We start from the raw sequence: 22,314 nt of genomic DNA, 5'->3' as shown, positions 1-22,314 counted from the left end.
ACAACATCAGGGTGATTACGGCCCACCGTTGCAAGTGGGCCGGAAAGGTTATGACATCAGCGGTAACAGCTGCTGATAGATGCGGCGGAAGGTGTCGCGCTTCGCGGCATAGTGCGCATGACGCTGCGCGTCCGGCTGATGCTGCTGCTCAACCGGAAGCTGTGGCAGCAGCGTTGCCAGCGGTACGCCGGGATTAACGGCGATTTGTGCCAGCCGCGCCGCACCCAGCGCCGGGCCAACATCCCCGCCGGTGCGGTAATCGAGCTGCAAGCCGCTGATATCGGCCAGCATCTGCCGCCACCAGTCGCTGCGCGCGCCGCCGCCGATAAGGGTAATGCTTTGCGGCGTCACACCGCAGGCGTGCACCACATCCATCCCGTCTGCCAGCGCATACCCCACCCCTTCCAGCACCGCACGCGCCAGCTCTGCCGGGCCATGCTGATGGGTCAGACCAAAGAAGACGCCTTTTGCCTGTGGGTTGTTGTGCGGCGTGCGCTCCCCGGAGAGATAGGGCAGAAACCAGATATCGCCCGCGTTCTCATCCGCCCGCTGCGCGGCGCTAATCAGTGCCTGCACCGATTCCATGCCGGTCAGTTTCGCCGCCCAGTCCAGACAGGAAGCGGCACTCAGCATCACCGACATCAGGTGCCAGCGCCCCGGCAGCGCATGGCAGAAGCTGTGTACCGCGCTTTCCGGCTTGCTGAGAAACCCTTCGCTGACGGCAAAGTAGACGCCGGATGTGCCGAGCGAGAGCATCGCCTGCCCCGCGTCCGCCATGCCGACACCGACCGCGCCAGCGGCGTTGTCACCGCCGCCTGCAACAACCGGCACCACTGGCATCGCCCAGCGCCGGGCAACTTCCGGCAGCAGTTCGCCGGTGATCTCGCTGCCTTCAAAAAGCGCTGGCATATGGCTGCGCGACAGCGAGCAGGCGGCGAGCATCTCGTCGCTCCAGTCGCGCTTCGCCACATCGAGCCACATGGTGCCTGCGGCATCGGACATATCGCTGGCAAAGACGCCGGACATCTTCAGCCGCAGGTAATCTTTCGGCAGCAGCACCTTCGCCACCTTTGCGAAGATCTCTGGTTCATGCCGCTGCACCCACAACAGCTTCGGCGCGGTAAAGCCCGGCATCATCAGGTTACCGGTGATCGCACGGGCATTAGCGACCCGCGCCTCCAGCAGCCCGCACTCCTCACCACAGCGACCATCGTTCCAGAGGATCGCCGGGCGCAGAACGCGGTTTTCACTATCGAGCAGCGTCGCGCCGTGCATCTGCCCGGCAAGGCCGATGGCCTTCACCTGCTGCAACGAATGCGCCGCGCCGAGCGCCTGGATGGCGCGATCCGTCGCCTGCCACCAGCTTTCGGGATCCTGCTCCGACCATAGCGGGTGTGGGCGAGAGACGCTGAGTTTCTCCGTATGGGAGGCCAGCACCTCGCCCTGCTCACCGAGCAGAATCGCCTTCACGCCCGAGGTACCGAGATCGATCCCAATATACATAGTGACTACTCCTTGTTGAGTGTGCCGCGCAGAAGCCGGTTACTTATCGAAGAGATACGCGTTGACCAGGTTCTCCAGTTGCTCCTGGTGACCGCTCTGGTGACGCGGCGCCAGGTTCTGCTCTTCAGCGTACTTCGCAAGTTCCGCAAGGCTAAGCTGCCCCTGCAAAATTTGCTGGCCCAGCTCACCATTCCAGCCCGCGTAGCGTTTGGCGACGCGTTTATCCAGCTCGCCCTCTTCGACCATGCGGGCAGCGATTTTCAGCGCCAGCGCCATAGTGTCCATCGCGCCGATATGGCCGTAGAAAAGATCGTATTTATCGGTGCTCTGGCGACGCACTTTGGCGTCAAAGTTGAGGCCGCCGGTGGTGAAGCCGCCCGCTTTGATGATTTCATACATCACCAGCGCATTCTCTTCGACGCTGTTCGGGAACTGGTCGGTATCCCAGCCGAGCTGCGGATCGCCGCGGTTGGCATCGACGGAGCCAAACAGCCCCAGCGCAATGGCGGTGGCGATTTCATGATGGAAAGAGTGGCCCGCGAGGGTGGCGTGGTTGGCTTCGATATTGAGCTTGATCTCCTTCTCCAGCCCGAACTGTTTCAGGAAGCCATAGACCGTCGCGGCGTCGTAATCGTACTGGTGCTTGGTCGGCTCCTGCGGTTTTGGCTCAATCAGCAGCGTGCCGCGGAAACCGATTTTGTGTTTATGCTCAACCACCATGTTCATAAAGCGGCCAATCTGCTCGCGCTCCTGGCGCAGGTCGGTGTTGAGCAGGGTTTCGTACCCTTCGCGTCCGCCCCACAGCACGTAGTTTTCGCCGCCGAGTTTATGGGTGGCGTTCATCGCGCTCACCACCTGGGTTGCCGCCCAGCTGAAGACTTCCGGATCCGGGTTAGTGGCCGCGCCCGCGCCGTAACGTGGGTTGGTAAAGCAGTTTGCCGTGCCCCACAGCAGTTTGACGCCGCTCTGCTGCTGTTTTTCCCCCAGCACATCAACCATTTCGGCAAAGTTGCTCAGGTACTCTTTCAGCGAGGCGCCTTCCGGGGAGACATCGACATCATGGAAGCAGTAGTAGGGCACATTGAGCTTATGGAAGAATTCGAAGGCGACATCGGCTTTGCGTTTTGCCAGCGCCATCGCCTCGCCCGGCTGCTGCCACGGGCGATCGAAGGAGCCGACGCCAAACATATCCGCGCCGTTCCAGCAGAAGGTGTGCCAGTAGCAGGCGGCGAAACGCAGGTGATCTTCCATGCGTTTCCCGAGCACCAGCTCATCCGGGTTGTAGTGACGAAACGCGAGCGGATTCGTACTCTTTGAACCTTCAAAACGAACCCGATCCAGCTGGTCAAAATAAGCGTGCATAATGAGCTCCATTGGCGAGTGAACATATCTGAGTTAATACTGGATTCTCTCTGCGCCTTGCTCAATTACGTTATTTCACACTGCCATTGAGAGAATACGCAAACGTGCGCTGGCTCGCAAAATAACCGCAAAAGTTGCTGCGAGGTGCTTTCCTGTTTTTTATGCAACGCCAGTTTTATTTTTTTTAAAATAAGATCGGGGTCATAAATCAGCAAATAAACCAAAAAACGTAACCCGCCTATTAAAATCTGTAATTGCCACTATTCCATTCTGCGTTAAGAATTTGCTCGTTCTAAGCAGTGCACGTTTCTTTTATCTCGCACACCACCCTACGAAAGGTATTCCTATTATGAAGATAAAGAATCTCTGCCTTACACTCTGCGCCACCCTGCTGCTTGCCAGCACGTTCAGCCATGCCAAAACGATAAAAATCGGCATGGCGATTGACGATCTCCGTCTTGAACGCTGGCAAAAAGATCGCGACATTTTTGTTAAGAAAGCCGAATCTCTCGGTGCCGATGTCTTTGTCCAGTCGGCGAACGGTAATGAAGAGACCCAGATGTCGCAAATCGAAAATATGATCAACCGCGGCGTCGACGTGCTGGTTATTATTCCCTACAACGGTCAGGTATTAAGTAACGTTGTGAAAGAAGCCAAACAGGAAGGAATTAAAGTTCTGGCCTATGACCGCATGATTAATAATGCGGATATCGATTTCTATATCTCCTTCGACAATGAAAAAGTCGGGGAATTACAGGCGCAAAGCCTGGTCAATAAGGTGCCGCAGGGTAATTATTTCTTAATGGGCGGCTCGCCGGTGGATAATAACGCCAAGCTGTTCCGCGCCGGGCAGATGAAGGTGTTAAAGCCCTATATCGACAGCGGGAAAATTAAAATTGTCGGCGATCAGTGGGTCGATGGCTGGCTGCCGGAAAACGCGCTGAAAATAATGGAGAACGCGCTGACCGCCAACAACAATAAAATCGATGCCGTGGTTGCCTCGAATGACGCAACCGCTGGCGGCGCTATTCAGGCATTGAGCGCGCAAGGGCTGGCGGGCAAAGTTGCCATCTCCGGCCAGGATGCGGATCTCGCCGGGGTCAAACGCCTGATGAACGGCAGCCAGACGATGACCGTCTATAAACCTATCACCCAGCTTGCCAACACCGCGGCGGAGATCGCCGTCGAGCTTGGCAACGGTAAGCAGCCGAAGGCCGATGCCTCACTCAATAATGGCCTGAAAGATGTGCCTGCCCGCCTGCTGACGCCGATTGAAGTCACCAAAGAGAATATTGACGCTACGGTGATCAAAGACGGCTTCCACCAGAAGAATCAGCTCTGAAAACGACGGCGCGCCTGAGTTCAGAATCAGGCGCGCCGCCGCCCTCACTTCAGGCGCTGTCTGATAAGCGATCGACGTGGAGCAGCCATGCCTTACTTACTCGAAATGAAGAACATCACCAAAGCCTTCGGCGTCGTGAAGGCGATTGATAACGTCAGCCTGCAACTTAACGCGGGCGAAGTGCTCTCCCTGTGCGGCGAAAACGGTTCGGGTAAATCGACCCTGATGAAAGTGCTGTGCGGCATCTATCCGACCGGCAGCTATGAAGGCGAAATCTACTTTGCAGGGGAGCTTCTGCAAGCAAACCATATCCGCGATACCGAGCGTAAAGGGATCGCCATCATTCACCAGGAGCTGGCGCTGGTGAAGCATCTCACGGTGCTGGAGAACATCTTCCTTGGCGCGGAGATCACCCGCCACGGCGTGATGGATTACGACCAGATGACCCTGCGCTGCGAGAAGCTGCTCAAACAGGTGAGCCTCGCCATCTCGCCCGATACCCGCGTCGGTGACTTAGGCCTGGGCCAGCAGCAGCTGGTGGAGATCGCTAAGGCGCTGAACAAGCAGGTACGGTTGCTGATTTTAGATGAGCCGACCGCCTCGCTGACCGAGCAGGAGACGGCGGTACTGCTCGATATCATCCGCGACCTGCGCAACCACGATATCGCCTGCGTTTACATCTCCCATAAGCTTAATGAAGTGAAAGCCATCTCCGACGTCATCTGCGTTATCCGCGACGGGAAGCATATCGGCACCCGCGATGCGGCAGGGATGAGTGAAGATGACATCATCACCATGATGGTCGGCCGCGAGCTGACGGCGCTCTACCCCAATGAACCGCACACCCACGGCGAGGAGATCCTGCGCGTCGAGCACCTCACCGCCTGGCATCCGGTTAACCGCCATATCAAACGCGTCAATGACGTCTCCTTTAGCCTCAAGCGCGGCGAGATCCTCGGCATTGCCGGGCTGGTCGGCGCCGGGCGCACCGAAGCCGTGCAGTGCCTGTTTGGTGTCTGGCCGGGGCGCTGGGAGGGAAAAATTTTTCTGGATGGCAAGGAGGTTGAGATCCGCAACTGCCAGCAGGCGATTGGTCACGGCATCGCCATGGTACCGGAGGATCGCAAGCGCGACGGCATTGTGCCGGTGATGGCGGTGGGCAAAAACATCACGCTGGCGGCGCTAAACCAGTTTACCGGCAGCCTGAGTAGCCTCGATGACGCCGCCGAGCAGGCGTGCATTTTGCAGTCCATCCAGCGGCTGAAAGTAAAAACCTCGTCGCCGGAGCTGGCGATTGGCCGGCTGAGCGGCGGCAACCAGCAGAAAGCGATTCTCGCCCGCTGCCTGCTGCTCAACCCGCGCATTTTGATCCTTGATGAGCCGACGCGCGGCATCGATATCGGCGCGAAATATGAAATCTACAAACTGATTAACCAACTGGTGCAGCAGGGGATCGCGGTGATTGTGATCTCCTCCGAGCTGCCCGAAGTGCTGGGCCTGAGCGACCGCGTGCTGGTGATGCACGAAGGGAAGCTGAAAGCCGATCTTATCAACCGTCATTTGACCCAGGAGCAGGTTATGGAAGCGGCGCTGAGGAGCGAACATCATGTCGAAAAGCAACCCGTCTGAAAGTCAGTTATCCACCGCGTCGCCGGGCCCCTTCTCCGGGCTGAAATCACTCAACCTGCAGGTGTTTGTGATGCTTGCGGCCATCGTTGTGATCATGCTCTTTTTCACCGGCATGACCGACGGTGCCTACCTGAGCGCGCGTAATATCTCTAACCTGCTGCGCCAGACCGCCATCACCGGCATCCTCGCGGTGGGGATGGTGTTTGTCATTATCTCGGCCGAGATTGACCTCTCGGTAGGCTCGATGATGGGTCTGCTGGGCGGTGCGGCGGCTATTTTTGACGTCTGGCTCGGCTGGCCGCTGCCCCTCACCGTGGTGGTGACGCTGCTGCTTGGCCTGCTGCTCGGCGCGTGGAACGGCTGGTGGGTTGCCTATCGCAAAGTGCCGTCGTTTATCGTCACCCTTGCCGGGATGCTGGCGTTTCGCGGCGTGTTAATCGGCATTACCAACGGCACCACCGTTTCCCCCACCAGTGCGGCGATGTCGCAAATCGGCCAGAGCTATCTGCCGGACGGCGTGGGCTTCGGCGTTGGCGCGCTCGGGCTGGTCGCCTTTGTGCTCTGGCAGTGGCGCGGGCGCATGCGCCGCCAGTCGCTCGGCTTAGCCACCTCCTCTTCCGGCCATGCGGTTGGCCGTCAGGCGCTGATCGCGGTGATTGTGCTCGGTGCCATCTGGCTGCTGAATGATTATCGCGGCGTGCCGACGCCGGTGCTGCTGCTGGTCTTTCTGCTGCTGGCCGGGCTGTTTATGGCGACGCGCACCGCTTTTGGCCGCCGCATTTACGCCATCGGCGGCAACCTTGAAGCGGCGCGGCTCTCCGGTATTAACGTTGAGCGCACCAAGCTGGCAGTCTTTGCGATTAATGGCCTGATGGTGGCGATTGCCGGGCTTATCCTCAGCTCGCGTCTCGGTGCCGGTTCGCCGTCGGCCGGGAACATTGCCGAGCTGGATGCGATTGCCGCCTGCGTGATTGGCGGCACCAGCCTGGCGGGCGGCATCGGCAGCGTGGCGGGCGCGGTAATGGGCGCTTTCATTATGGCCTCGCTGGATAACGGCATGAGCATGATGGATGTCCCCACCTTCTGGCAGTACATCGTCAAAGGAGCCATTTTACTGCTGGCGGTGTGGATGGACTCCGCCACCAAACGTCGCGCCTGAGCCGGGCGAACCGAGGCGCGATCACACTGCCGGATTATTTTTGTCCGGCAGTGTGTTGAATATGGTAATCAGAACTGATGAATAGTCAGGAAGCGAACCACTATGTTTGAAAAGCGCAATCGCATCACGCTGTTATTTAACGCGAATAAAGCCTACGACCGTCAGGTGGTTGAAGGCGTTGGGGAGTATCTTCAGGCGTCGCAATCGGAGTGGGATATCTTTATCGAGGAGGATTTCCGCGCCCGTATTGAGAACATTAAGGAGTGGCTCGGCGACGGCGTGATCGCCGACTACGATGACCGGGAGATTGAGCGGCTATTGGCGGATGTCGATGTACCGATTGTCGGCGTCGGCGGCTCTTACCACACGCCGGAGCACTACCCGCCGGTGCACTATATCGCCACCGACAACCACGCGCTGGTCGAGAGCGCGTTTCTGCACCTGAAAGAGAAAGGGGTGCATCGCTTCGCCTTTTACGGCCTGCCCGCCTCGAGCGGCAAGCGCTGGGCCGCCGAGCGGGAATATGCCTTCTGCCAGTTGGTGGCGCAGGAGAAGTATCGCGGTGTGGTCTACCAGGGGCTGACCACCGCGCCGGAAAACTGGCAGCATGCGCAAAATCGCCTTGCCGACTGGCTGCAAACGCTGCCGCCGCAAACGGGGATTATCGCCGTCACCGACGCGCGGGCGCGCCACGTTTTGCAGGTCTGCGACCATCTGCATATCCCGGTGCCGGAAAAGCTGTGCGTGATCGGCATTGATAACGAAGAGCTGACCCGCTACCTCTCCCGCGTCGCGCTCTCCTCGGTGGCGCAGGGCACGCGGCAGATGGGTTACCAGGCCGCAAAGCTGCTGCACCGGCTGCTGGATAACGAAGCGATGCCGTTGCAGCGTCTGCTGGTGCCGCCGATGCGGGTGGTTGCCCGCCGTTCAACGGATTACCGCTCGCTGAACGATCCGGCGGTGATTCAGGCGATGCACTACATCCGCAACCACGCCTGCAAAGGCATTAAGGTCGATCAGGTGCTGGATGCGGTCGGTATTTCGCGCTCCAATCTGGAGAAGCGCTTCAAGGAGGAGGTGGGCGAAACCATTCACGCAGTGATCCACGCCGAGAAGCTGGAGAAAGCGCGCAGCCTGCTGATCTCCACCTCGCTCTCTATCAATGAGATTTCGCAGATGTGCGGCTACCCGTCATTGCAGTACTTCTACTCGGTATTCCGCAAGGCCTACGACAGCACGCCGAAGGATTATCGCGATCGCTACAGCGAAATCCTGATCTAGGCGCAAAGAAAAACGCCTTCCGGGTGGAAGGCGTTTCAGCAAGCGGGGTTACATGTGGGCGGCAATTAACTGCTGATTGTCCTGATACATGGCAAACAGATAGTTGTTATAACTCGCGCCGCGGGTGGAGTAGCCCTTCAGCTTGTGGATCATCGCCGTCGCCGTCACTTCCTGGTCCGCTTTACGCAGCTGCGCACGGGATTTACGGAATGAAGCATAGGCCGCGTGCGTATTCAGGTTGGTGACGTAAGCGTCTACCGACTCCTGCACCGAGCCAAACTGCGAGTAGCCTTTCACTCTGCCCGAGCCGCTTTTACAGGCGCCTTTCGCGCACTTCATGCCGAACAGGTTGTTGTTGCTGCGCGCCAGCTTAGAGGTGCCCCAGCCGCTCTCTGCTGCGGCCATAGTGGCAACCATGCTGTCCGGAATAATGTCAACGCGCTCCAGCAGCGTGTTCCACGGAATACGGCGCGTATTCCCGGACCAGCTTACCTTGTAGCGTTTGGCAATATCCTTCATACGCGTGCGCTCAGAGGGCGACCACTGGCTGTCGTACTGTTTTCTGAGCAGCCAGTTACGCTCCGCGGTGATCGCAGCGTTTTTGCTGGTGATGTAAGGCATTACGGTCCGGAGAAACGCTCTCTTTCGTGGTGTCCCGGAAGGGTATTTTCGCAAATCAGGAAGTGAACGGCTTTTTACACTATTGCGAGAATACTCTTTCTTACTGCTTGCCTGTTTTTTTACGCTTGCCTTAGTGACGTGGGCTTTGTGACTCGCTGTTTCTGTGTGCGTTTTTGCCAGCACTCCACCTGAAAACATCAAGGTGAAAAACATGAGTATCGTCGCCCCACTTCGTCGCATGGGTATCGATATCATTAGGTCTCCTGGTCGGATATAAGCATTCCAACGCCTTCTTTTATGCACGATTTTGCGGGCTGAATCGCAAATCATACCAAAATTAACCTTATCGGGCACGTACAGAAATAATCCAATTCTGAAACTATGTCACCAGTAAACTGCATATAAAACGCACAAGTTCTTAAAATTGCGGCGATTATCGCAATATTGAAAACCGCACGTTTTACGTATTTTCTCAACCTTAGCTCTCCTCCCTGGCGAACCGGCGATGGGGAGGAGTTACCCGGGCCAGCAGACGGGCACACTAGGGAAAATCGCTATCACGGGGCTTATTGATGAAACACGCTGCCTTACTTCTGCTGTTACTGCCCGGCGTCGCCTGCGCCAACTGGACGGCGGCCGGTTTTCCCGCATTAACCGACGACGGCACCGGCGTCTGGCGCAGCCAGGCAACGCTGAAAAAGGGTGAGATGCCCGTTACCGTACAGCAAGGCGACGCGTGCTGGCAGCCTGCCGGTGCCATCAAGCTCAATCAGATGCTGTCACTGGTGCCGTGCAGCGCCAGCGCGCCGCAGTGGCGCATCTTCCGCGACGGCGACTATCAGCTCCAGCTTGATACCCGCTCCGGCACGCCGACGCTGTTAATCAGCGTGAAAGCCCCGGCAGAGAAGCAAGCGGTGGTGGCGCGCCAGTGCCCGGTGCGCAGCGATAAACCGCTGACCATTCCGGTGGGCGACACCTTCCCGGAAGGCAGCGAAGTGCGGGATTTCTACAGCCAGCAAACCGCAACGGTGCGCGAGGGCAAAATCACGCTGCTGCCAGCGAAAGAGAGCAACGGCCTGCTGCTGCTTGAGCCAGCGCAGACGCGCGGCGCGGCACCGTTTCAGTGGCATAACGCCACGGTCTACTTCGTGCTGACCGACCGCTATGTCAACGGCGATCCCGCCAATGACAACAGCTACGGGCGGCACAAAGATGGCATGCAGGAGATTGGCACCTTTCACGGCGGTGACCTGAAGGGGCTGACCAGCAAGCTCGACTATTTGCAAAAACTTGGCGTAAACGCGCTGTGGATCAGCTCGCCGCTGGAGCAGATCCACGGCTGGGTTGGCGGCGGCACCAAAGGGGATTTCCCCCACTACGCCTACCACGGTTACTACACGCTCGACTGGACGCGCCTCGACGCCAATATGGGCGATGAAAACGATCTGCGCACGCTGGTTGATGAAGCGCACCGCCGCGGCATCCGCGTGCTGTTTGATGTGGTGATGAACCACGCCGGTTACGCAACGCTTGCGGATATGCAGACCTACCAGTTCGGCGCGCTCTACCTGAAAGAGGAGGAGCGTAAAAAAATCCTCGGCGAGCACTGGACCGACTGGAAACCCGCCGCCGGGCAAACCTGGCACAGCTTCAATGATTACATCAACTTCAGCGATAAAACCGCCTGGCAAAACTGGTGGGGCAAAAAGTGGATCCGCACCGATATTGGCGATTACGACAACCCCGGTTTCGACGATTTGACGATGTCGCTGGCCTTCCTGCCGGATCTGAAAACCGAATCGAAAGAGGCTTCCGGGCTGCCGCTCTTTTATCGCCATAAACCGGATACCGCCGCGCGCGAGATTGCCGGTTACACGCCACGCGACTATTTGACCCACTGGCTGAGCCAGTGGGTGCGCGACTACGGCATTGATGGTTTCCGCGTTGATACCGCCAAGCACGTTGAGCTGGAGGCCTGGCAGCAGTTGAAAACCCAGGCAACGGCGGCGCTGGCGGAGTGGAAACAGGCCAACCCGCAGAAAAAAATCGACGATGCGCCCTTCTGGATGACCGGCGAGTCCTGGGGGCACGGCGTGATGCAGAGCGCTTACTATCAGCACGGTTTCGATGCGATGATCAACTTTGATTACCAGCAGCAGGCCGCAGATGCAGCCAGTTGCCTGGCGAATATGGACAGCGTCTGGCAAGAGATGGCGGAGAAGCTGCAAAGCTTTAATGTGCTGAGCTACCTCTCCTCACACGATACCCGCCTGTTCCGCGAAGGCGGTGCGCAGTCGGCAGAGCTGTTGCTGCTTGCCCCTGGTGCGGTGCAGATCTTCTACGGCGACGAATCCGATCGTCCATTCGGCCCGACGGGTTCGGATCCGCTACAGGGCACACGATCGCAGATGAACTGGCAGGATCTTGACGGTAAAGCCGCCGCCAGCCTGCGCCACTGGCAGACGCTTGGCCAGTTCCGCGCCCGCCATCCGGCACTCGGCAGCGGCAAGCAAACATCGCTTACATTGTCGCAGGGTTACGGCTTTGTGCGCACCCAGGGCGAGGATAAAGTGATGGTCGTCTGGGCCGGACGTACACAGCAGAATTAATACCAGAATATTGTGCTGATAAAGCAATCTTGTTAAGAGCAAACGTCGATAAACTGCGACGAAGGGAGATTTGCACCTCGCGGGTGAGAGCGTTATGGTTAGCCACTTTCACCCGCAGCCCGACAGAGCAGTAGCGATGACATTTTCACTTTTCGGCGACAAATTTACCCGACATTCAGGCATTACGCGTCTGATGGAGGATCTTAACGACGGTTTACGCACCCCAGGCGCTATCATGCTCGGCGGTGGCAACCCGGCAAAAATCCCGGCGATGACCGACTACTTCCAGCAGCTACTTTCACAGATGCTGGAGAGCGGCAGCGCCACGGATGCCCTGTGTAATTACGATGGTCCGCAGGGTAAAACCGAGCTTCTGACGGCGCTGGCCGCGATGCTGCGTGAAGAGTTAGGTTGGGATATTGAACCGCAGAACATTGCACTGACAAACGGCAGCCAGAGCGCGTTTTTCTACTTGTTTAACCTCTTTGCCGGCCGCCGCGCCGACGGCAGCACGCGCAAAGTGCTCTTCCCGCTGGCACCCGAGTATATCGGCTACGCCGACGCCGGGCTGGAAGAGGATCTCTTCGTCTCCACGCGACCCAATATCGAACTGCTGCCGGAAGGGCAGTTTAAGTACCACGTCGATTTCGAGCACCTGCATATTGGTGAAGAAACGGGGATGATCTGCGTCTCGCGCCCCACCAACCCGACCGGCAACGTCATCACCGATGAGGAGCTGATGAAGCTGGACGTGCTGGCCAATCAGCACAATATCCCGCTGGTGATTGATAACGCCTACGGCGTCCCCTTCCCCGGCATTATCTTCAGCGAAGCGCGCCCGCTGTGGAACCCGAATATCATTCTCTGCATGAGCCTGTCGAAGCTGGGCCTGCCGGGCAGCCGCTGCGGCATTATTATCGCCAATGACAAAGTGATCTCTGCCATTCGCAATATGAACGGCATTATCAGCCTCTCACCGGGCGGCATTGGCCCGGCGATGATGTGCGAGATGATTAAGCGCAAAGACCTGCTGCGCCTCTCTAACGAGGTGATTAAGCCGTTTTACTACCAGCGCGTGCAGGAGACCATCGCCACGCTGCGCCGTTATCTGCCGCCGGAGCGCTGCCTGATCCACAAACCGGAAGGGGCGATTTTCCTCTGGCTGTGGTTTAAAGATCTGCCGATCAGCACCGAGCTTTTGTACCAGCGCCTGAAAAAACGCGGCGTGTTGATGGTGCCGGGAGACTACTTCTTCCCCGGCCTCGATAAGCCGTGGCCGCACACCCATCAATGCATGCGCATGAACTATGTGCCGGAGCCAGAGCTTATCGAAGCGGGCGTTAAAATCCTCGCCGAAGAGGTGGAGCGCGCCTGGCAGTAGCACAGCGCCTAACAGAGGGTTACGCGGGCAGGCTTTTTAGCCGCGCTTCGCGTAAGCGCGCCGGATCGACACAACTCAGCGCGCTCGTCGGGCAGGCCTCAACGCAGGCTGGCCCGCCGTCGCGGTGCTGACAGAGATCGCACTTCAGCGCCTGTAACGGCGCTGAAGTCACCTCCATTGCGCCAAACGGGCAGGCGATCATGCAGCTTTTGCAGCCAATACAGCGCGCCTGCTCCACCAGCACTGCGCCCTGCGCGCGGTAAATGGCACCAACCGGGCAGGCTCTGGCACAGGGCGCCTCTTCACAGTGATGGCAGGTAACTGCCGTGGAAAAGTCGCCGGTTTTGACCACGCGAATGCGTGAAGAGAAACGGGCGGGATTAAGGCCCGAACAATCCTGATTTTGCTGGTGCGACACCGCGCAGGCCACTTCGCAGGTGCGGCAGCCGATGCATTTTGCCGCATCGGCGATGATAAATCGGTTCACGCGTCCTCCCGCCTGAGGCTGAAAAGAGCGAGAGTGCCAGAAAAAACTGCCTGCGTGCTTTGATCGCACCCGGCAGATCGGCACATTTATCCCCGGGCGAAGTGCCTTACCCCTTCTCGTTAATAAAGAGCGCCTTGTCGCGCAGAATATGGTCGTTGCCACGGCGGCGGGTAAAACCAATGCGATCGAAGTATTCGAGGATCTGAATCGCCAGCTTGCGCCCGACATTAAGCCGGTCGCGAAAATCCGCCGCGCTGGTGGAGCCGCGCCCCTGATCGAGATCGCGGATCATGCTGGCGAAGGTGACAATGCGATCGTTGCGGTAGTAGCGGTCTTTGACGATGGCGGTGATCAGCCCCTGCTGCGCCGCCTGGCGCAATACGCCGCGCATCACCTGCTCATCAACCCCCGTTTCACGCGCTAAATCACGCACCCACCAGGGTTCATCGCCGAAGAGCGGTGCGGCTTTCTGCCACAGCTGCGCCTGCTCATCGTTAAAGCCCGCTTTATGCTCCGGCAGATGCAGCCAGCCGTGATGGCTCTGGATATCGCCGCTCTCGCGCATACGCTCAATCAGCGTTAAGACCAGCGCTTCATCCTCCATCGGCAGCGCCATGCGGCGCAAACGCTCGCGGCCAGGGCCGGGTTCGTCATGGTGCTGTTGATGGTAGGTTGCCAGCGTCTCCAGCAGCTTGCGCTGCCAGCGGGCGGCTATCGGCGCATCGAGCAGGTTATTACCGGCCCGAATAAAACAGGGATTTTCCAGCAGCAGATTCAGGCCGCTGGCGCTGAGCTGGCGCGCCCAGCCGAAGGCGGTGAGATCCACCGCGCCGCGCGACAGGTGCGCGCTGAGCGCCTGCGCATCATCTTCAGCACGCGCAAGGGCGGCGATCCACGCCAGGTAATCCGCTTTGCGCTTGCCGCGCCGCGGCGAGTTCAGCGTTACCACGCGAGCGCCCGCAAGCGTAGTGCGCGCGGAGATATCGCGCAGCACCAGCCGGTCGTTATCTGCCAGCCATAGCGGCGTATCCAGCACCAGCTCGGCTAGGCCATCCTCCAGCAGCGACACGCGCCCGGTGACATGGCTGGCGGCGTGATGGATATGCAGCGGCTGCCACTGGGTGAGCGGCGTATGGCTATGGAGGGCAACAATCACCCGCTCCGTTGGCGCAGGCGGCTGTTGCGACAGCAGCCAGTCGCCGCGGCTGAGCGCCTCTTTTTCCGCATCACCGGCAATGTTCAGCGCAATGCGCTGCCCGGCGTGAGCATGTTCAACGGGTTGATTCTGCGCATGCAGACCGCGCACGCGCATCGGCTTATTAACGCCGGTGAGCCACAGCGTATCGCCGATACGGACATCGCCGGAGAGCGCCGTGCCGGTGACTACCAGCCCTGCCCCCTTCACCGTAAAGGCGCGATCCAGCGCCAGCCGGAAGCGCTGATGCTCCGGGTGCGCCCGCTCCGGCAGCTGCAACAGGTGCGCGCGCAGTTCATCAATGCCGCGCATTTCGGCGGCAGCGGTGACAAACAGCGTCGCCTGCGGGTAGCCAAACTCCCGTAAGGTCTTCTCCACCTCTTCGCGCACCTCGTTGATACGCGCTTCGTCGACGCGATCGGCTTTAGTGAGCGCGACGGTCAGCGCCGGGTTGCCGGTCAGTTGCAAAATCGCCAGATGTTCACGGGTCTGCGCCATCACGCCATCGTCGCAGGCCACCACCAGCAGGGCGTGATCGATACCGCCGACGCCCGCCAGCATATTACTGAGGAATTTTTCATGCCCCGGCACATCTATAAAGCCCGGCACGCGGCCATCCGGCTGTGGCCAGTAGGCGTAGCCGAGATCGATGGTCATGCCGCGCCGCTTCTCTTCCGGCAAGCGGTCGGCGTTGACGCCGGTAATGGCCTCGATCAGGGTGGTTTTGCCGTGGTCAACATGCCCGGCAGTGGCAATAATCATTTCAGCAATATCTCCAGCAAGCGGGATTCATCATCAAGACAGCGGCAGTCGAGCCACAGACGGCCCTCATAGATACGGCCAATCACCGGCTGCGGCAGCGCGCGCCACTCGCTTGCCAGCGCTTCCAGCCGACGGCCGCTGCCGTCATGCGGGGTAAAGGTTAGCGCCGCGCCCGGCAGCCGCTCGACGGGCAGCGATCCGCTGCCAATTTGCGACAGACAGGGCTCGACGCGCAGCGCAAACTCGCTGTAGCGGGCGGTAAGCGCGTCGCATAAGCGCTGGGCCTGGTCACGGATTTCCGCCTGTGGGCGGGTGAGATAGCGCAACGTCGGCAGATTTTGCGTCAGTTTTTCCGGGTGCAGATAGAGGCGCAACGTCGCTTCCAGCGCCGCGAGGGTCATTTTATCCGCCCGCAGCGCGCGTTTTAGCGGGTGGTGCTGAAGCTGTTCAATCAACGCTTTTTTACCAACGATAATCCCCGCCTGCGGCCCACCGAGTAGCTTATCGCCGGAGAAGCTCACCAGGCTGACGCCCGCAGCGATAAGCGCCTGCGGCATCGGCTCTTTTGGTAAACCGTAGAGGCTTAAATCGACCAGCGAGCCGCTGCCGAGATCGACAATCACCGGCAGGTCGGCTTCCTGCGCCAGTTCCACCAGCTCGGCTTCCTCCACCGCTTTGGTAAAGCCTGCAATGTGGTAGTTACTGATGTGGACTTTCATCAACGACGCGGTATTGGCATTGATCGCCTGGCGGTAATCTTTGGCGTGGGTGCGGTTGGTGGTGCCCACTTCATGCAAAATGCAGCCCGCCTGGCGCATCACATCAGGAATGCGAAACGCGCCGCCAATCTCCACCAGCTCGCCGCGCGATACCACCACTTCACCACCGGATGACGTTGCCGCCAGCATCAGCAGCACCGCCGCGGCATTGTTGTTGACGATGCAGGCATCTTCCGCGCCGGTTAACTGGCAGAGCAGCGCCGCAATGGCGCGATCGCGATGACCGCGCCCGGCACCGTCGAGATCGTACTCCAGCGTTACCGCCGAGCCCATCGCCGTCGTCACCGCATCAATGGCCGCCTGCGACTGCACCGCGCGCCCGAGGTTGGTATGCAGCACCGTGCCGCTGAGGTTAAACACCGAACGCAACGCGCCACTGTTTTCCTGCTCCAGGTGCTGTAACGCGGCCTGCGCCCAGTTTTCACACCAGGCAGGCAAGCGCCGGGCGTCACGGATCTCTGCGCGCGCTTCATCCTGCAAATGACGCAGGGTTTGCGTGACGCGGCTGTGGCCATACGTGGTTAACAGCGATGCGAACGCCTCATCACGTAACAGGCGATCGGTCGAAGGAATCTGGCTGTAAAGAGTTGTCATGAAAAGGCCCGGCTGTGGAGTTACCCCTCCCGTCAGGGGTGTTGACGTGAGGGGGATTGTACAGCGATTTTCTCAGGCGGGCATAACACGGATCACGCCTTGGGCGGTTCCGTGCGGGCAAAGCTTTCACGCTGGAAGAGATTTTCCACCAGCTTCACCAGCAACGGGCGATTGACGTTCCAGCCCGGCGAGACGCGGCGGAAGTTGAGGTAGCTGATGGCGCAGGCAATCGCGATGGTTGCAAGATTAAGCGTATCGACACCGAGTTCGCCCTCTTGCAGGCACTTCTCCAGCGCATCCAGACCGCGAGAGACTTTTTCCCGCTGGCGCAGCAGTTCCGCCTGCGACTGCTGCTCTACGGGGCGGGCTAATTCACGCACCGAGACCAGCGCAGCGTCCATAATGCCGTCGGCCAGCGCTTCCAGCTGGCGGATTTTCAGCGCCGCCTTAGCATCGTCCGGCAGCATCGGCGGCTCTGCATCCAGCAGGTCAATGTATTGCGCAATGATCGGCGAGTCGTACCACACTTCTCCCTCATCGGTGACCAGCGCCGGTACTTTGCCGAGCGGATTGTAGTGACCGACGCCGCTGTCGGCGCTGTAGGGCTGCTCATTGATAAATTCAAAGGTGATGCCTTTTTCCAGCAGTATGACGGAGATTTTGCGTACAAACGGGCTGGTATAGCTGCCGATCAGTTTCATTGCCGTGTCCTTTTGAAATTTGCCGCAGGGATAAAAAAGAGTGTACGTCACGTGCGGGGGTTGTACAGCGAACCTCTTTACATCGCCCGGCATTAATAAAATAGTCCTTTTAACCCGTGCTGGAATGTCAGGCCGCGAAAACCAGGAACCTCTTACTGAAAAAAAGAGCCTCTCTTAAAGCATAAAAGGCGCGCGTTGCGTTCATCACCGTGTCAATTTCTTATGCCAGCATCATTACCACCTGGATGATGAAAGGGAGTTACATCTTTGGGCTGGTGAAAAGACGCACTTTGCGGTCGATCACGTTCGGAATTTTCCGAGGAAAATATCTTGTGATTGATGTCACAAATTACTAACAAACCTTCGGCAAATAAATGTGACATAACTCACATTTAATGCCCGATGCCGCACAAATTCTGCGCACTGTTCTTTTTTTACACTCATTTTTTGTGACGAAAATCACTGTTAATGGTGGATAACCCCTCTCTTCATCGTGATCGAGATCACATAAAAGTGTGTCATCTGGACAGGTTAACGATTCGGTGCCAGATTCCGCATCACAGACAATTCAGGTCCGGCTACCTCTGCCGCCACATTAACAATAAACCTCGGGCTTCCGGCCTGTGCGCTAGCAAACATAAGAAGGGGTGTTCTATGTCATCCGATATCAAGATCAAGGTGCAAAGCTTTGGTCGTTTCCTGAGCAATATGGTGATGCCGAATATCGGCGCCTTTATCGCGTGGGGGATTATCACCGCCCTGTTTATTCCGACAGGATGGTTACCTAACGAGACGCTGGCGAAACTCGTCGGCCCTATGATTACCTACCTGCTGCCACTGCTGATCGGCTTTACCGGCGGTCGCCTGGTAGGCGGCGATCGCGGCGGCGTGGTCGGTGCTATCACCACCATGGGCGTGATCGTAGGCGCGGATATGCCGATGTTCCTCGGCGCGATGATTGCAGGCCCGCTGGGCGGCTACTGCATCAAGAAATTTGACGCGGCCGTCGACGGTAAGATCAAGTCCGGTTTCGAAATGCTGGTGAACAACTTCTCCGCTGGCATCATCGGGATGATCCTCGCCATTCTGGCGTTCCTGGCGATTGGCCCGGCGGTGGAAGTGCTCTCGAAAGCGCTCGCCGCAGGCGTGAACTTTATGGTGGTTCACGACATGCTGCCGCTGGCCTCTATCTTCGTTGAGCCGGCGAAAATCCTCTTCCTTAACAACGCCATCAACCACGGCATCTTCTCGCCGCTGGGTATTCAGCAGTCCCATGAGATCGGCAAGTCCATCTTCTTCCTGATTGAAGCGAACCCGGGCCCGGGTATGGGTATCCTGCTGGCGTATATGTTTTTCGGTCGCGGCAGCGCGAAGCAGTCTGCGGGCGGCGCGGCGATTATTCACTTCCTCGGCGGGATCCATGAGATTTACTTCCCGTACGTGCTGATGAACCCGCGTCTGCTGATTGCGGTGATCCTCGGCGGTATGACCGGCGTCTTTACCCTGAGCGTGCTGAACGGCGGCCTGGTCTCTCCGGCTTCTCCTGGCTCTATCCTCGCGGTACTGGCGATGACGCCAAAAGGTGCCTACTTCGCTAACCTCGCGGCGATTTTCGCAGCCATGATTGTCTCCTTCGTTATCGCGGCAATCCTGCTGAAAACCAGCAAAGTGAAAGAGGAAGAGGACGATATCGAAGCGGCAACCCGCCGTATGCAGGATATGAAAGCTGAGTCCAAAGGCGCTACTACTGCGCAGGGGACAAAAGATGTCACTAACGATCTGAGCCACGTGCGCAAAATCATCGTCGCATGTGATGCCGGAATGGGCTCCAGCGCCATGGGCGCAGGTGTGCTGCGTAAGAAAGTGCAGGATGCGGGCCTGACCAACATCTCTGTTACCAACAGTGCGATTAACAGCCTGCCGTCTGATGTCGATCTGGTGATTACGCACCGCGACCTGACCGAGCGCGCCATGCGCCAGGCACCGCAAGCGCAGCATATCTCGCTGACCAACTTCCTCGACAGCGGCCTGTACACCGGCCTGACCGAGCGTCTGGCGGCCGCCCAACGCCACACGACTAACGAAGCGAAGGTTAACAGCAGCCTGCAGGACAGCTTTGATACCTCCAACACCCATCTGTTTAAGCTGGGCGCGGAGAATATCTTCCTCGGCTGTAGCGCCACGCAGAAAGAAGAGGCGATCCGCTTTGCCGGTGAGCAGCTGGTCAAAGGCGGCTATGTGCAGCCTGAATATATTGACGCGATGCTGGAACGTGAAAAAATGACGCCAACCTATCTGGGCCAGTCTATTGCAGTTCCGCACGGCACGGTGGAAGCGAAAGATCGCGTCCTGAAAACCGGCGTGGTCTTCTGCCAGTATCCGCAGGGCGTGCGCTTCGGTGAAGAAGAGGATGAGATTGCGCATCTGGTGATCGGTATTGCCGCACGTAATAACGAACACATTCAGGTGATTACCAGCCTGACCACTGCGCTGGATGATGAGACGATTGTCGAACGTCTCACGCACACCACAAGCGTTGAGGAAGTGCTGGCATTGCTGAACCAGTAATCCGCTCCACGTTCTCTCCTCTTCGGAGGAGAGGGCTTGGGTGAGGAGAAGCCGCTGACGTTCCTCACCCCAGCCCTCTCGGGTAAAAACATTGATTAAGGGTCATTCTATGAAAGCATTACATTTTGGCGCAGGTAATATCGGACGTGGCTTTATCGGCAAGCTGTTGGCCGACGCGGGGATTGAACTGACGTTCGCCGATGTTAATCAGGTGGTTCTGGACGCCCTCAACGCCCGTCATAGCTATCAGGTTCACGTAGTCGGTGAACAAGAGCAGGTGGATACCGTCTCTGGCGTCAATGCGGTGAGCAGCATCGGCGATGAAGTTGTCGACCTGATTGCGCAGGTCGATTTAGTCACCACCGCCGTTGGCCCGGTCGTGCTGGAGCGCATCGCCCCGGCGGTTGCCAAAGGGCTGGTAAAACGTAAGGCGCAGGGCATCGATACGCCGCTGAATATTATCGCCTGTGAAAATATGGTGCGCGGCACCAGCCAGCTGAAAGGGCACGTTTTCGCCCAGCTGGCAGAAGAGGATAAAGCCTGGGTTGAGGCGCATGTCGGCTTCGTCGATTCTGCCGTTGACCGCATTGTTCCCCCTTCCGCGTCTGCCAACAACGATCCGCTGGAAGTGACCGTGGAGACCTTCAGCGAGTGGATTGTCGACAAAACCCAGTTTAAGGGCGCGCTGCCGACCATTCCGGGGATGGAGCTGACCGACAATTTGATGGCCTTTGTTGAGCGCAAGCTCTTCACGCTGAATACCGGGCATGCTATAACCGCCTACCTTGGAAAACAGACCGGTCATCAAACTATTCGCGACGCGATCCTTGATGAGAAAATTCGTGCCGTAGTGAAAGGCGCGATGGAAGAGAGCGGCGCGGTGCTGATCAAGCGTTATGGCTTCGATGCGGATAAGCACGCGGCCTATATTCAGAAAATCCTGGGTCGTTTTGAGAACCCCTATCTGAAAGACGATGTCGAGCGCGTAGGGCGTCAACCGCTGCGTAAACTGAGCGCGGGCGACCGTCTGATTAAACCGCTGCTCGGCACGCTGGAGTACAACCTGCCGCACGCCAACCTGGTGCAAGGGATCGCCGCCGCGATGCACTATCGCAGCGAAGAGGATCCGCAGGCGCAAGAGCTGGCTCAGCTTATTGCTGAGAAAGGCCCGCAGGCGGCACTGGCGCAGGTTTCCGGCCTCGACGCCGACAGCCCGGTGGTACACGAAGCCGTTAACGCTTATCAAACCCAGGCATGATGCCGATATTGGCGCGGGAGAACCCGCGCCAGCTAACGAAGTTGTCAGATATGCAGGCAATAATGGAACACACCCAGGCTTTCGAAAACCGTGTACTCGAGCGTCTGAATGCGGGAAAAACCGTGCGCAGTTTTTTGATTGCCGCCGTTGAGTTACTCAATGAAGCGATCAATATCCTCGTGCTACAGGTGTTTCGCAAAGATGACTACGCGGTGAAATATGCCGTCGAGCCGCTGCTGGACGGCGACGGTCCGCTGGGCAATTTGTCTGTGCGTTTGAAGCTGATTTACGGCCTCGGGGTTATCTCGCGGGCCGAGTATGAAGATGCCGAGCTGCTGATGGCGCTGCGCGAAGAGCTGAATCATGATGGCACAGAGTACGCCTTCACCGATGATGAGATCCTCGGGCCGTTTGGCGAGCTGCACTGCGTCGCCGCCCTGCCGCCGCAGCCCGCCTTTGATACCAGCGATGCAGATTTTTTCGCCATGCAAAAACAGCGTTATCAGCAGGTGGTGCGCTCCACCATGGTGCTTTCGCTCACCGAGCTGATCTCACGGATCAGCTTAAAAAAAGCATTCCAGAAGTAATCCCCTCCTGAAGTGTTGTATCCTTGCACTTTGTTCCTGAAGAAAATGCCTATCATGAAAGAAGTCGAAAAAAACGAAATTAAACGTCTGAGCGACCGTCTCGACGCGATCCGCCACCAGCAGGCGGAGCTCTCTCTGGTTGACGCGGCTGAGAAGTACGCCGAACTGGAAAAAGAGAAGACCACGCTGGAGACCGAAATCGCCCGTCTGCGCGACCAGTACAGCCAGAAGCTGAGTAAAGAGGCGCAGAAGCTGACGCAAATGCGCTACAGCCGCCCGATTACCAAGAAAGAGCAGGCCGATCTCGGCAAGCTGAAAAAAAGCGTGCGCGGGATTGTCGTGGTTCACCCGATGACGGCGCTGGGCCGTGAAATGGGTCTCGACGCAATGACCGGCTTCGCCAACACCGAGTTCTGACAGCTTCTCTCCGCCCCGCCTCCCTTGAGCGCGCGGGCGGCCTTAATTGGCCCTACCAATTCCCTCTGCTTTTTCTCCG

At 58.3% G+C, this 22,314-nt stretch carries 17 protein-coding genes; 10 read left to right on the top strand and 7 right to left on the bottom strand.

What is annotated here, in order from left to right:
- Positions 1-48 precede the first annotated feature (48 nt).
- Together xylB and xylA are read right to left on the bottom strand one after the other, a co-directional pair.
- Positions 49-1,503: a xylulokinase gene (gene xylB, locus ACWPW2_RS15340; protein ID WP_454123977.1), complete on the bottom strand. Its 1,455-nt coding sequence runs from the start codon at positions 1,501-1,503 to the stop codon at positions 49-51.
- A 39-nt stretch (positions 1,504-1,542) separates the two neighbouring features.
- Complete coding sequence (gene xylA, locus ACWPW2_RS15335) at positions 1,543-2,865, bottom strand: xylose isomerase (RefSeq protein ID WP_042718634.1); 1,323 nt, start codon at positions 2,863-2,865, stop codon at positions 1,543-1,545.
- A 349-nt stretch (positions 2,866-3,214) separates the two neighbouring features.
- On the opposite strand from xylA, the gene xylF reads away from it, so the two are divergent.
- The 4 genes from xylF (at position 3,215) to xylR (ending at position 8,276) form a co-directional block, all read left to right on the top strand.
- Complete coding sequence (gene xylF, locus ACWPW2_RS15330; protein WP_124967016.1) at positions 3,215-4,207, top strand: D-xylose ABC transporter substrate-binding protein; 993 nt, start codon at positions 3,215-3,217, stop codon at positions 4,205-4,207.
- Positions 4,208-4,294: 87 nt separating this feature from the next.
- A complete protein-coding gene (locus ACWPW2_RS15325) occupies positions 4,295-5,836 on the top strand; it encodes a xylose ABC transporter ATP-binding protein (protein ID WP_454123974.1) in 1,542 nt (513 codons plus the stop codon).
- Positions 5,814-6,995, top strand: coding sequence for a xylose ABC transporter permease XylH (gene xylH, locus ACWPW2_RS15320; protein ID WP_042718639.1), 1,182 nt, complete (start codon positions 5,814-5,816; stop codon positions 6,993-6,995). The genes ACWPW2_RS15325 and xylH overlap by 23 nt, the downstream gene beginning before the upstream one ends.
- Positions 6,996-7,097: 102 nt before the next feature.
- A complete protein-coding gene (gene xylR, locus ACWPW2_RS15315; protein ID WP_454123971.1) occupies positions 7,098-8,276 on the top strand; it encodes a D-xylose utilization transcriptional activator XylR in 1,179 nt (392 codons plus the stop codon).
- A gap of 48 nt (positions 8,277-8,324) precedes the next feature.
- Here the strand turns inward: xylR and ACWPW2_RS15310 are convergent, their stop codons facing one another.
- On the bottom strand, positions 8,325-9,152 hold the full coding sequence (locus ACWPW2_RS15310) for a protein bax (RefSeq protein ID WP_076769334.1): 828 nt from the start codon (positions 9,150-9,152) through the stop codon (positions 8,325-8,327).
- A 317-nt stretch (positions 9,153-9,469) separates the two neighbouring features.
- On the opposite strand from ACWPW2_RS15310, the gene ACWPW2_RS15305 reads away from it, so the two are divergent.
- Positions 9,470-11,506: an alpha-amylase gene (locus tag ACWPW2_RS15305; RefSeq protein WP_454123969.1), complete on the top strand. Its 2,037-nt coding sequence runs from the start codon at positions 9,470-9,472 to the stop codon at positions 11,504-11,506.
- 136 nt (positions 11,507-11,642) lie between these two features.
- Positions 11,643-12,887, top strand: a complete 1,245-nt coding sequence (avtA, locus tag ACWPW2_RS15300) for a valine--pyruvate transaminase (protein ID WP_454123967.1) — start codon at positions 11,643-11,645, stop codon at positions 12,885-12,887.
- 19 nt (positions 12,888-12,906) lie between these two features.
- On the opposite strand, the gene ACWPW2_RS15295 is transcribed toward avtA, so the two are convergent.
- The 4 genes from ACWPW2_RS15295 to ACWPW2_RS15280 all read right to left on the bottom strand — a co-directional run bounded on the left by ACWPW2_RS15295 (position 12,907) and on the right by ACWPW2_RS15280 (position 17,405).
- Positions 12,907-13,374 carry a 4Fe-4S dicluster domain-containing protein gene (locus ACWPW2_RS15295; protein ID WP_454123965.1) on the bottom strand — a complete coding sequence of 156 codons (468 nt, stop codon included), beginning with the start codon at positions 13,372-13,374 and terminating at the stop codon, positions 12,907-12,909.
- A gap of 106 nt (positions 13,375-13,480) precedes the next feature.
- On the bottom strand, positions 13,481-15,331 hold the full coding sequence (gene selB / locus ACWPW2_RS15290) for a selenocysteine-specific translation elongation factor (protein WP_454123963.1): 1,851 nt from the start codon (positions 15,329-15,331) through the stop codon (positions 13,481-13,483).
- On the bottom strand, positions 15,328-16,704 hold the full coding sequence (selA, locus tag ACWPW2_RS15285; protein WP_454123961.1) for an L-seryl-tRNA(Sec) selenium transferase: 1,377 nt from the start codon (positions 16,702-16,704) through the stop codon (positions 15,328-15,330). The genes selB and selA overlap by 4 nt, the downstream gene beginning before the upstream one ends.
- Positions 16,705-16,796: 92 nt before the next feature.
- The gene (locus tag ACWPW2_RS15280; RefSeq protein WP_454123959.1) at positions 16,797-17,405 is read right to left on the bottom strand and encodes a glutathione S-transferase; all 609 of its coding nucleotides are present in this window, start codon (positions 17,403-17,405) and stop codon (positions 16,797-16,799) included.
- A 654-nt stretch (positions 17,406-18,059) separates the two neighbouring features.
- Between ACWPW2_RS15280 and ACWPW2_RS15275 the strand changes: the two genes are divergently transcribed.
- The 4 genes from ACWPW2_RS15275 (at position 18,060) to ACWPW2_RS15260 (ending at position 22,235) form a co-directional block, all read left to right on the top strand.
- A complete protein-coding gene (locus tag ACWPW2_RS15275; protein WP_454123957.1) occupies positions 18,060-19,973 on the top strand; it encodes a PTS mannitol transporter subunit IICBA in 1,914 nt (637 codons plus the stop codon).
- 109 nt (positions 19,974-20,082) lie between these two features.
- A complete protein-coding gene (gene mtlD / locus ACWPW2_RS15270; RefSeq protein ID WP_446669816.1) occupies positions 20,083-21,231 on the top strand; it encodes a mannitol-1-phosphate 5-dehydrogenase in 1,149 nt (382 codons plus the stop codon).
- Positions 21,231-21,818, top strand: a complete 588-nt coding sequence (mtlR, locus tag ACWPW2_RS15265) for a mannitol operon repressor MtlR (RefSeq protein WP_454125238.1) — start codon at positions 21,231-21,233, stop codon at positions 21,816-21,818. Before mtlD ends, mtlR begins: the two co-directional genes overlap by 1 nt.
- A 54-nt stretch (positions 21,819-21,872) precedes the next feature.
- A complete protein-coding gene (locus ACWPW2_RS15260) occupies positions 21,873-22,235 on the top strand; it encodes a YibL family ribosome-associated protein (protein WP_042718723.1) in 363 nt (120 codons plus the stop codon).
- Positions 22,236-22,314: the final 79 nt, after the last annotated feature.

Source organism: Kosakonia sp. Marseille-Q7440 (assembly GCF_965119485.1).
This window is presented reverse-complemented; position numbering and strand designations above follow the sequence as displayed.

What these genes read in the sequence shown, in the direction of transcription:
- xylH (WP_042718639.1), top strand. Translation starts at nt 5,814, where the DNA reads ATGTCGAAAAGCAACCCGTCTGAAAGTCAGTTATCCACCGCGTCGCCG.
- ACWPW2_RS15260 (WP_042718723.1), top strand. Translation starts at nt 21,873, where the DNA reads ATGAAAGAAGTCGAAAAAAACGAAATTAAACGTCTGAGCGACCGTCTC.
- xylB (WP_454123977.1), bottom strand. Translation starts at nt 1,503, where the DNA reads ATGTATATTGGGATCGATCTCGGTACCTCGGGCGTGAAGGCGATTCTG.
- ACWPW2_RS15325 (WP_454123974.1), top strand. Translation starts at nt 4,295, where the DNA reads ATGCCTTACTTACTCGAAATGAAGAACATCACCAAAGCCTTCGGCGTC.
- mtlR (WP_454125238.1), top strand. Translation starts at nt 21,231, where the DNA reads ATGCCGATATTGGCGCGGGAGAACCCGCGCCAGCTAACGAAGTTGTCA.
- ACWPW2_RS15310 (WP_076769334.1), bottom strand. Translation starts at nt 9,152, where the DNA reads ATGATATCGATACCCATGCGACGAAGTGGGGCGACGATACTCATGTTT.
- xylR (WP_454123971.1), top strand. Translation starts at nt 7,098, where the DNA reads ATGTTTGAAAAGCGCAATCGCATCACGCTGTTATTTAACGCGAATAAA.
- xylF (WP_124967016.1), top strand. Translation starts at nt 3,215, where the DNA reads ATGAAGATAAAGAATCTCTGCCTTACACTCTGCGCCACCCTGCTGCTT.
- avtA (WP_454123967.1), top strand. Translation starts at nt 11,643, where the DNA reads ATGACATTTTCACTTTTCGGCGACAAATTTACCCGACATTCAGGCATT.
- mtlD (WP_446669816.1), top strand. Translation starts at nt 20,083, where the DNA reads ATGAAAGCATTACATTTTGGCGCAGGTAATATCGGACGTGGCTTTATC.
- selA (WP_454123961.1), bottom strand. Translation starts at nt 16,704, where the DNA reads ATGACAACTCTTTACAGCCAGATTCCTTCGACCGATCGCCTGTTACGT.
- ACWPW2_RS15280 (WP_454123959.1), bottom strand. Translation starts at nt 17,405, where the DNA reads ATGAAACTGATCGGCAGCTATACCAGCCCGTTTGTACGCAAAATCTCC.
- xylA (WP_042718634.1), bottom strand. Translation starts at nt 2,865, where the DNA reads ATGCACGCTTATTTTGACCAGCTGGATCGGGTTCGTTTTGAAGGTTCA.
- ACWPW2_RS15305 (WP_454123969.1), top strand. Translation starts at nt 9,470, where the DNA reads ATGAAACACGCTGCCTTACTTCTGCTGTTACTGCCCGGCGTCGCCTGC.
- selB (WP_454123963.1), bottom strand. Translation starts at nt 15,331, where the DNA reads ATGATTATTGCCACTGCCGGGCATGTTGACCACGGCAAAACCACCCTG.
- ACWPW2_RS15275 (WP_454123957.1), top strand. Translation starts at nt 18,060, where the DNA reads ATGTCATCCGATATCAAGATCAAGGTGCAAAGCTTTGGTCGTTTCCTG.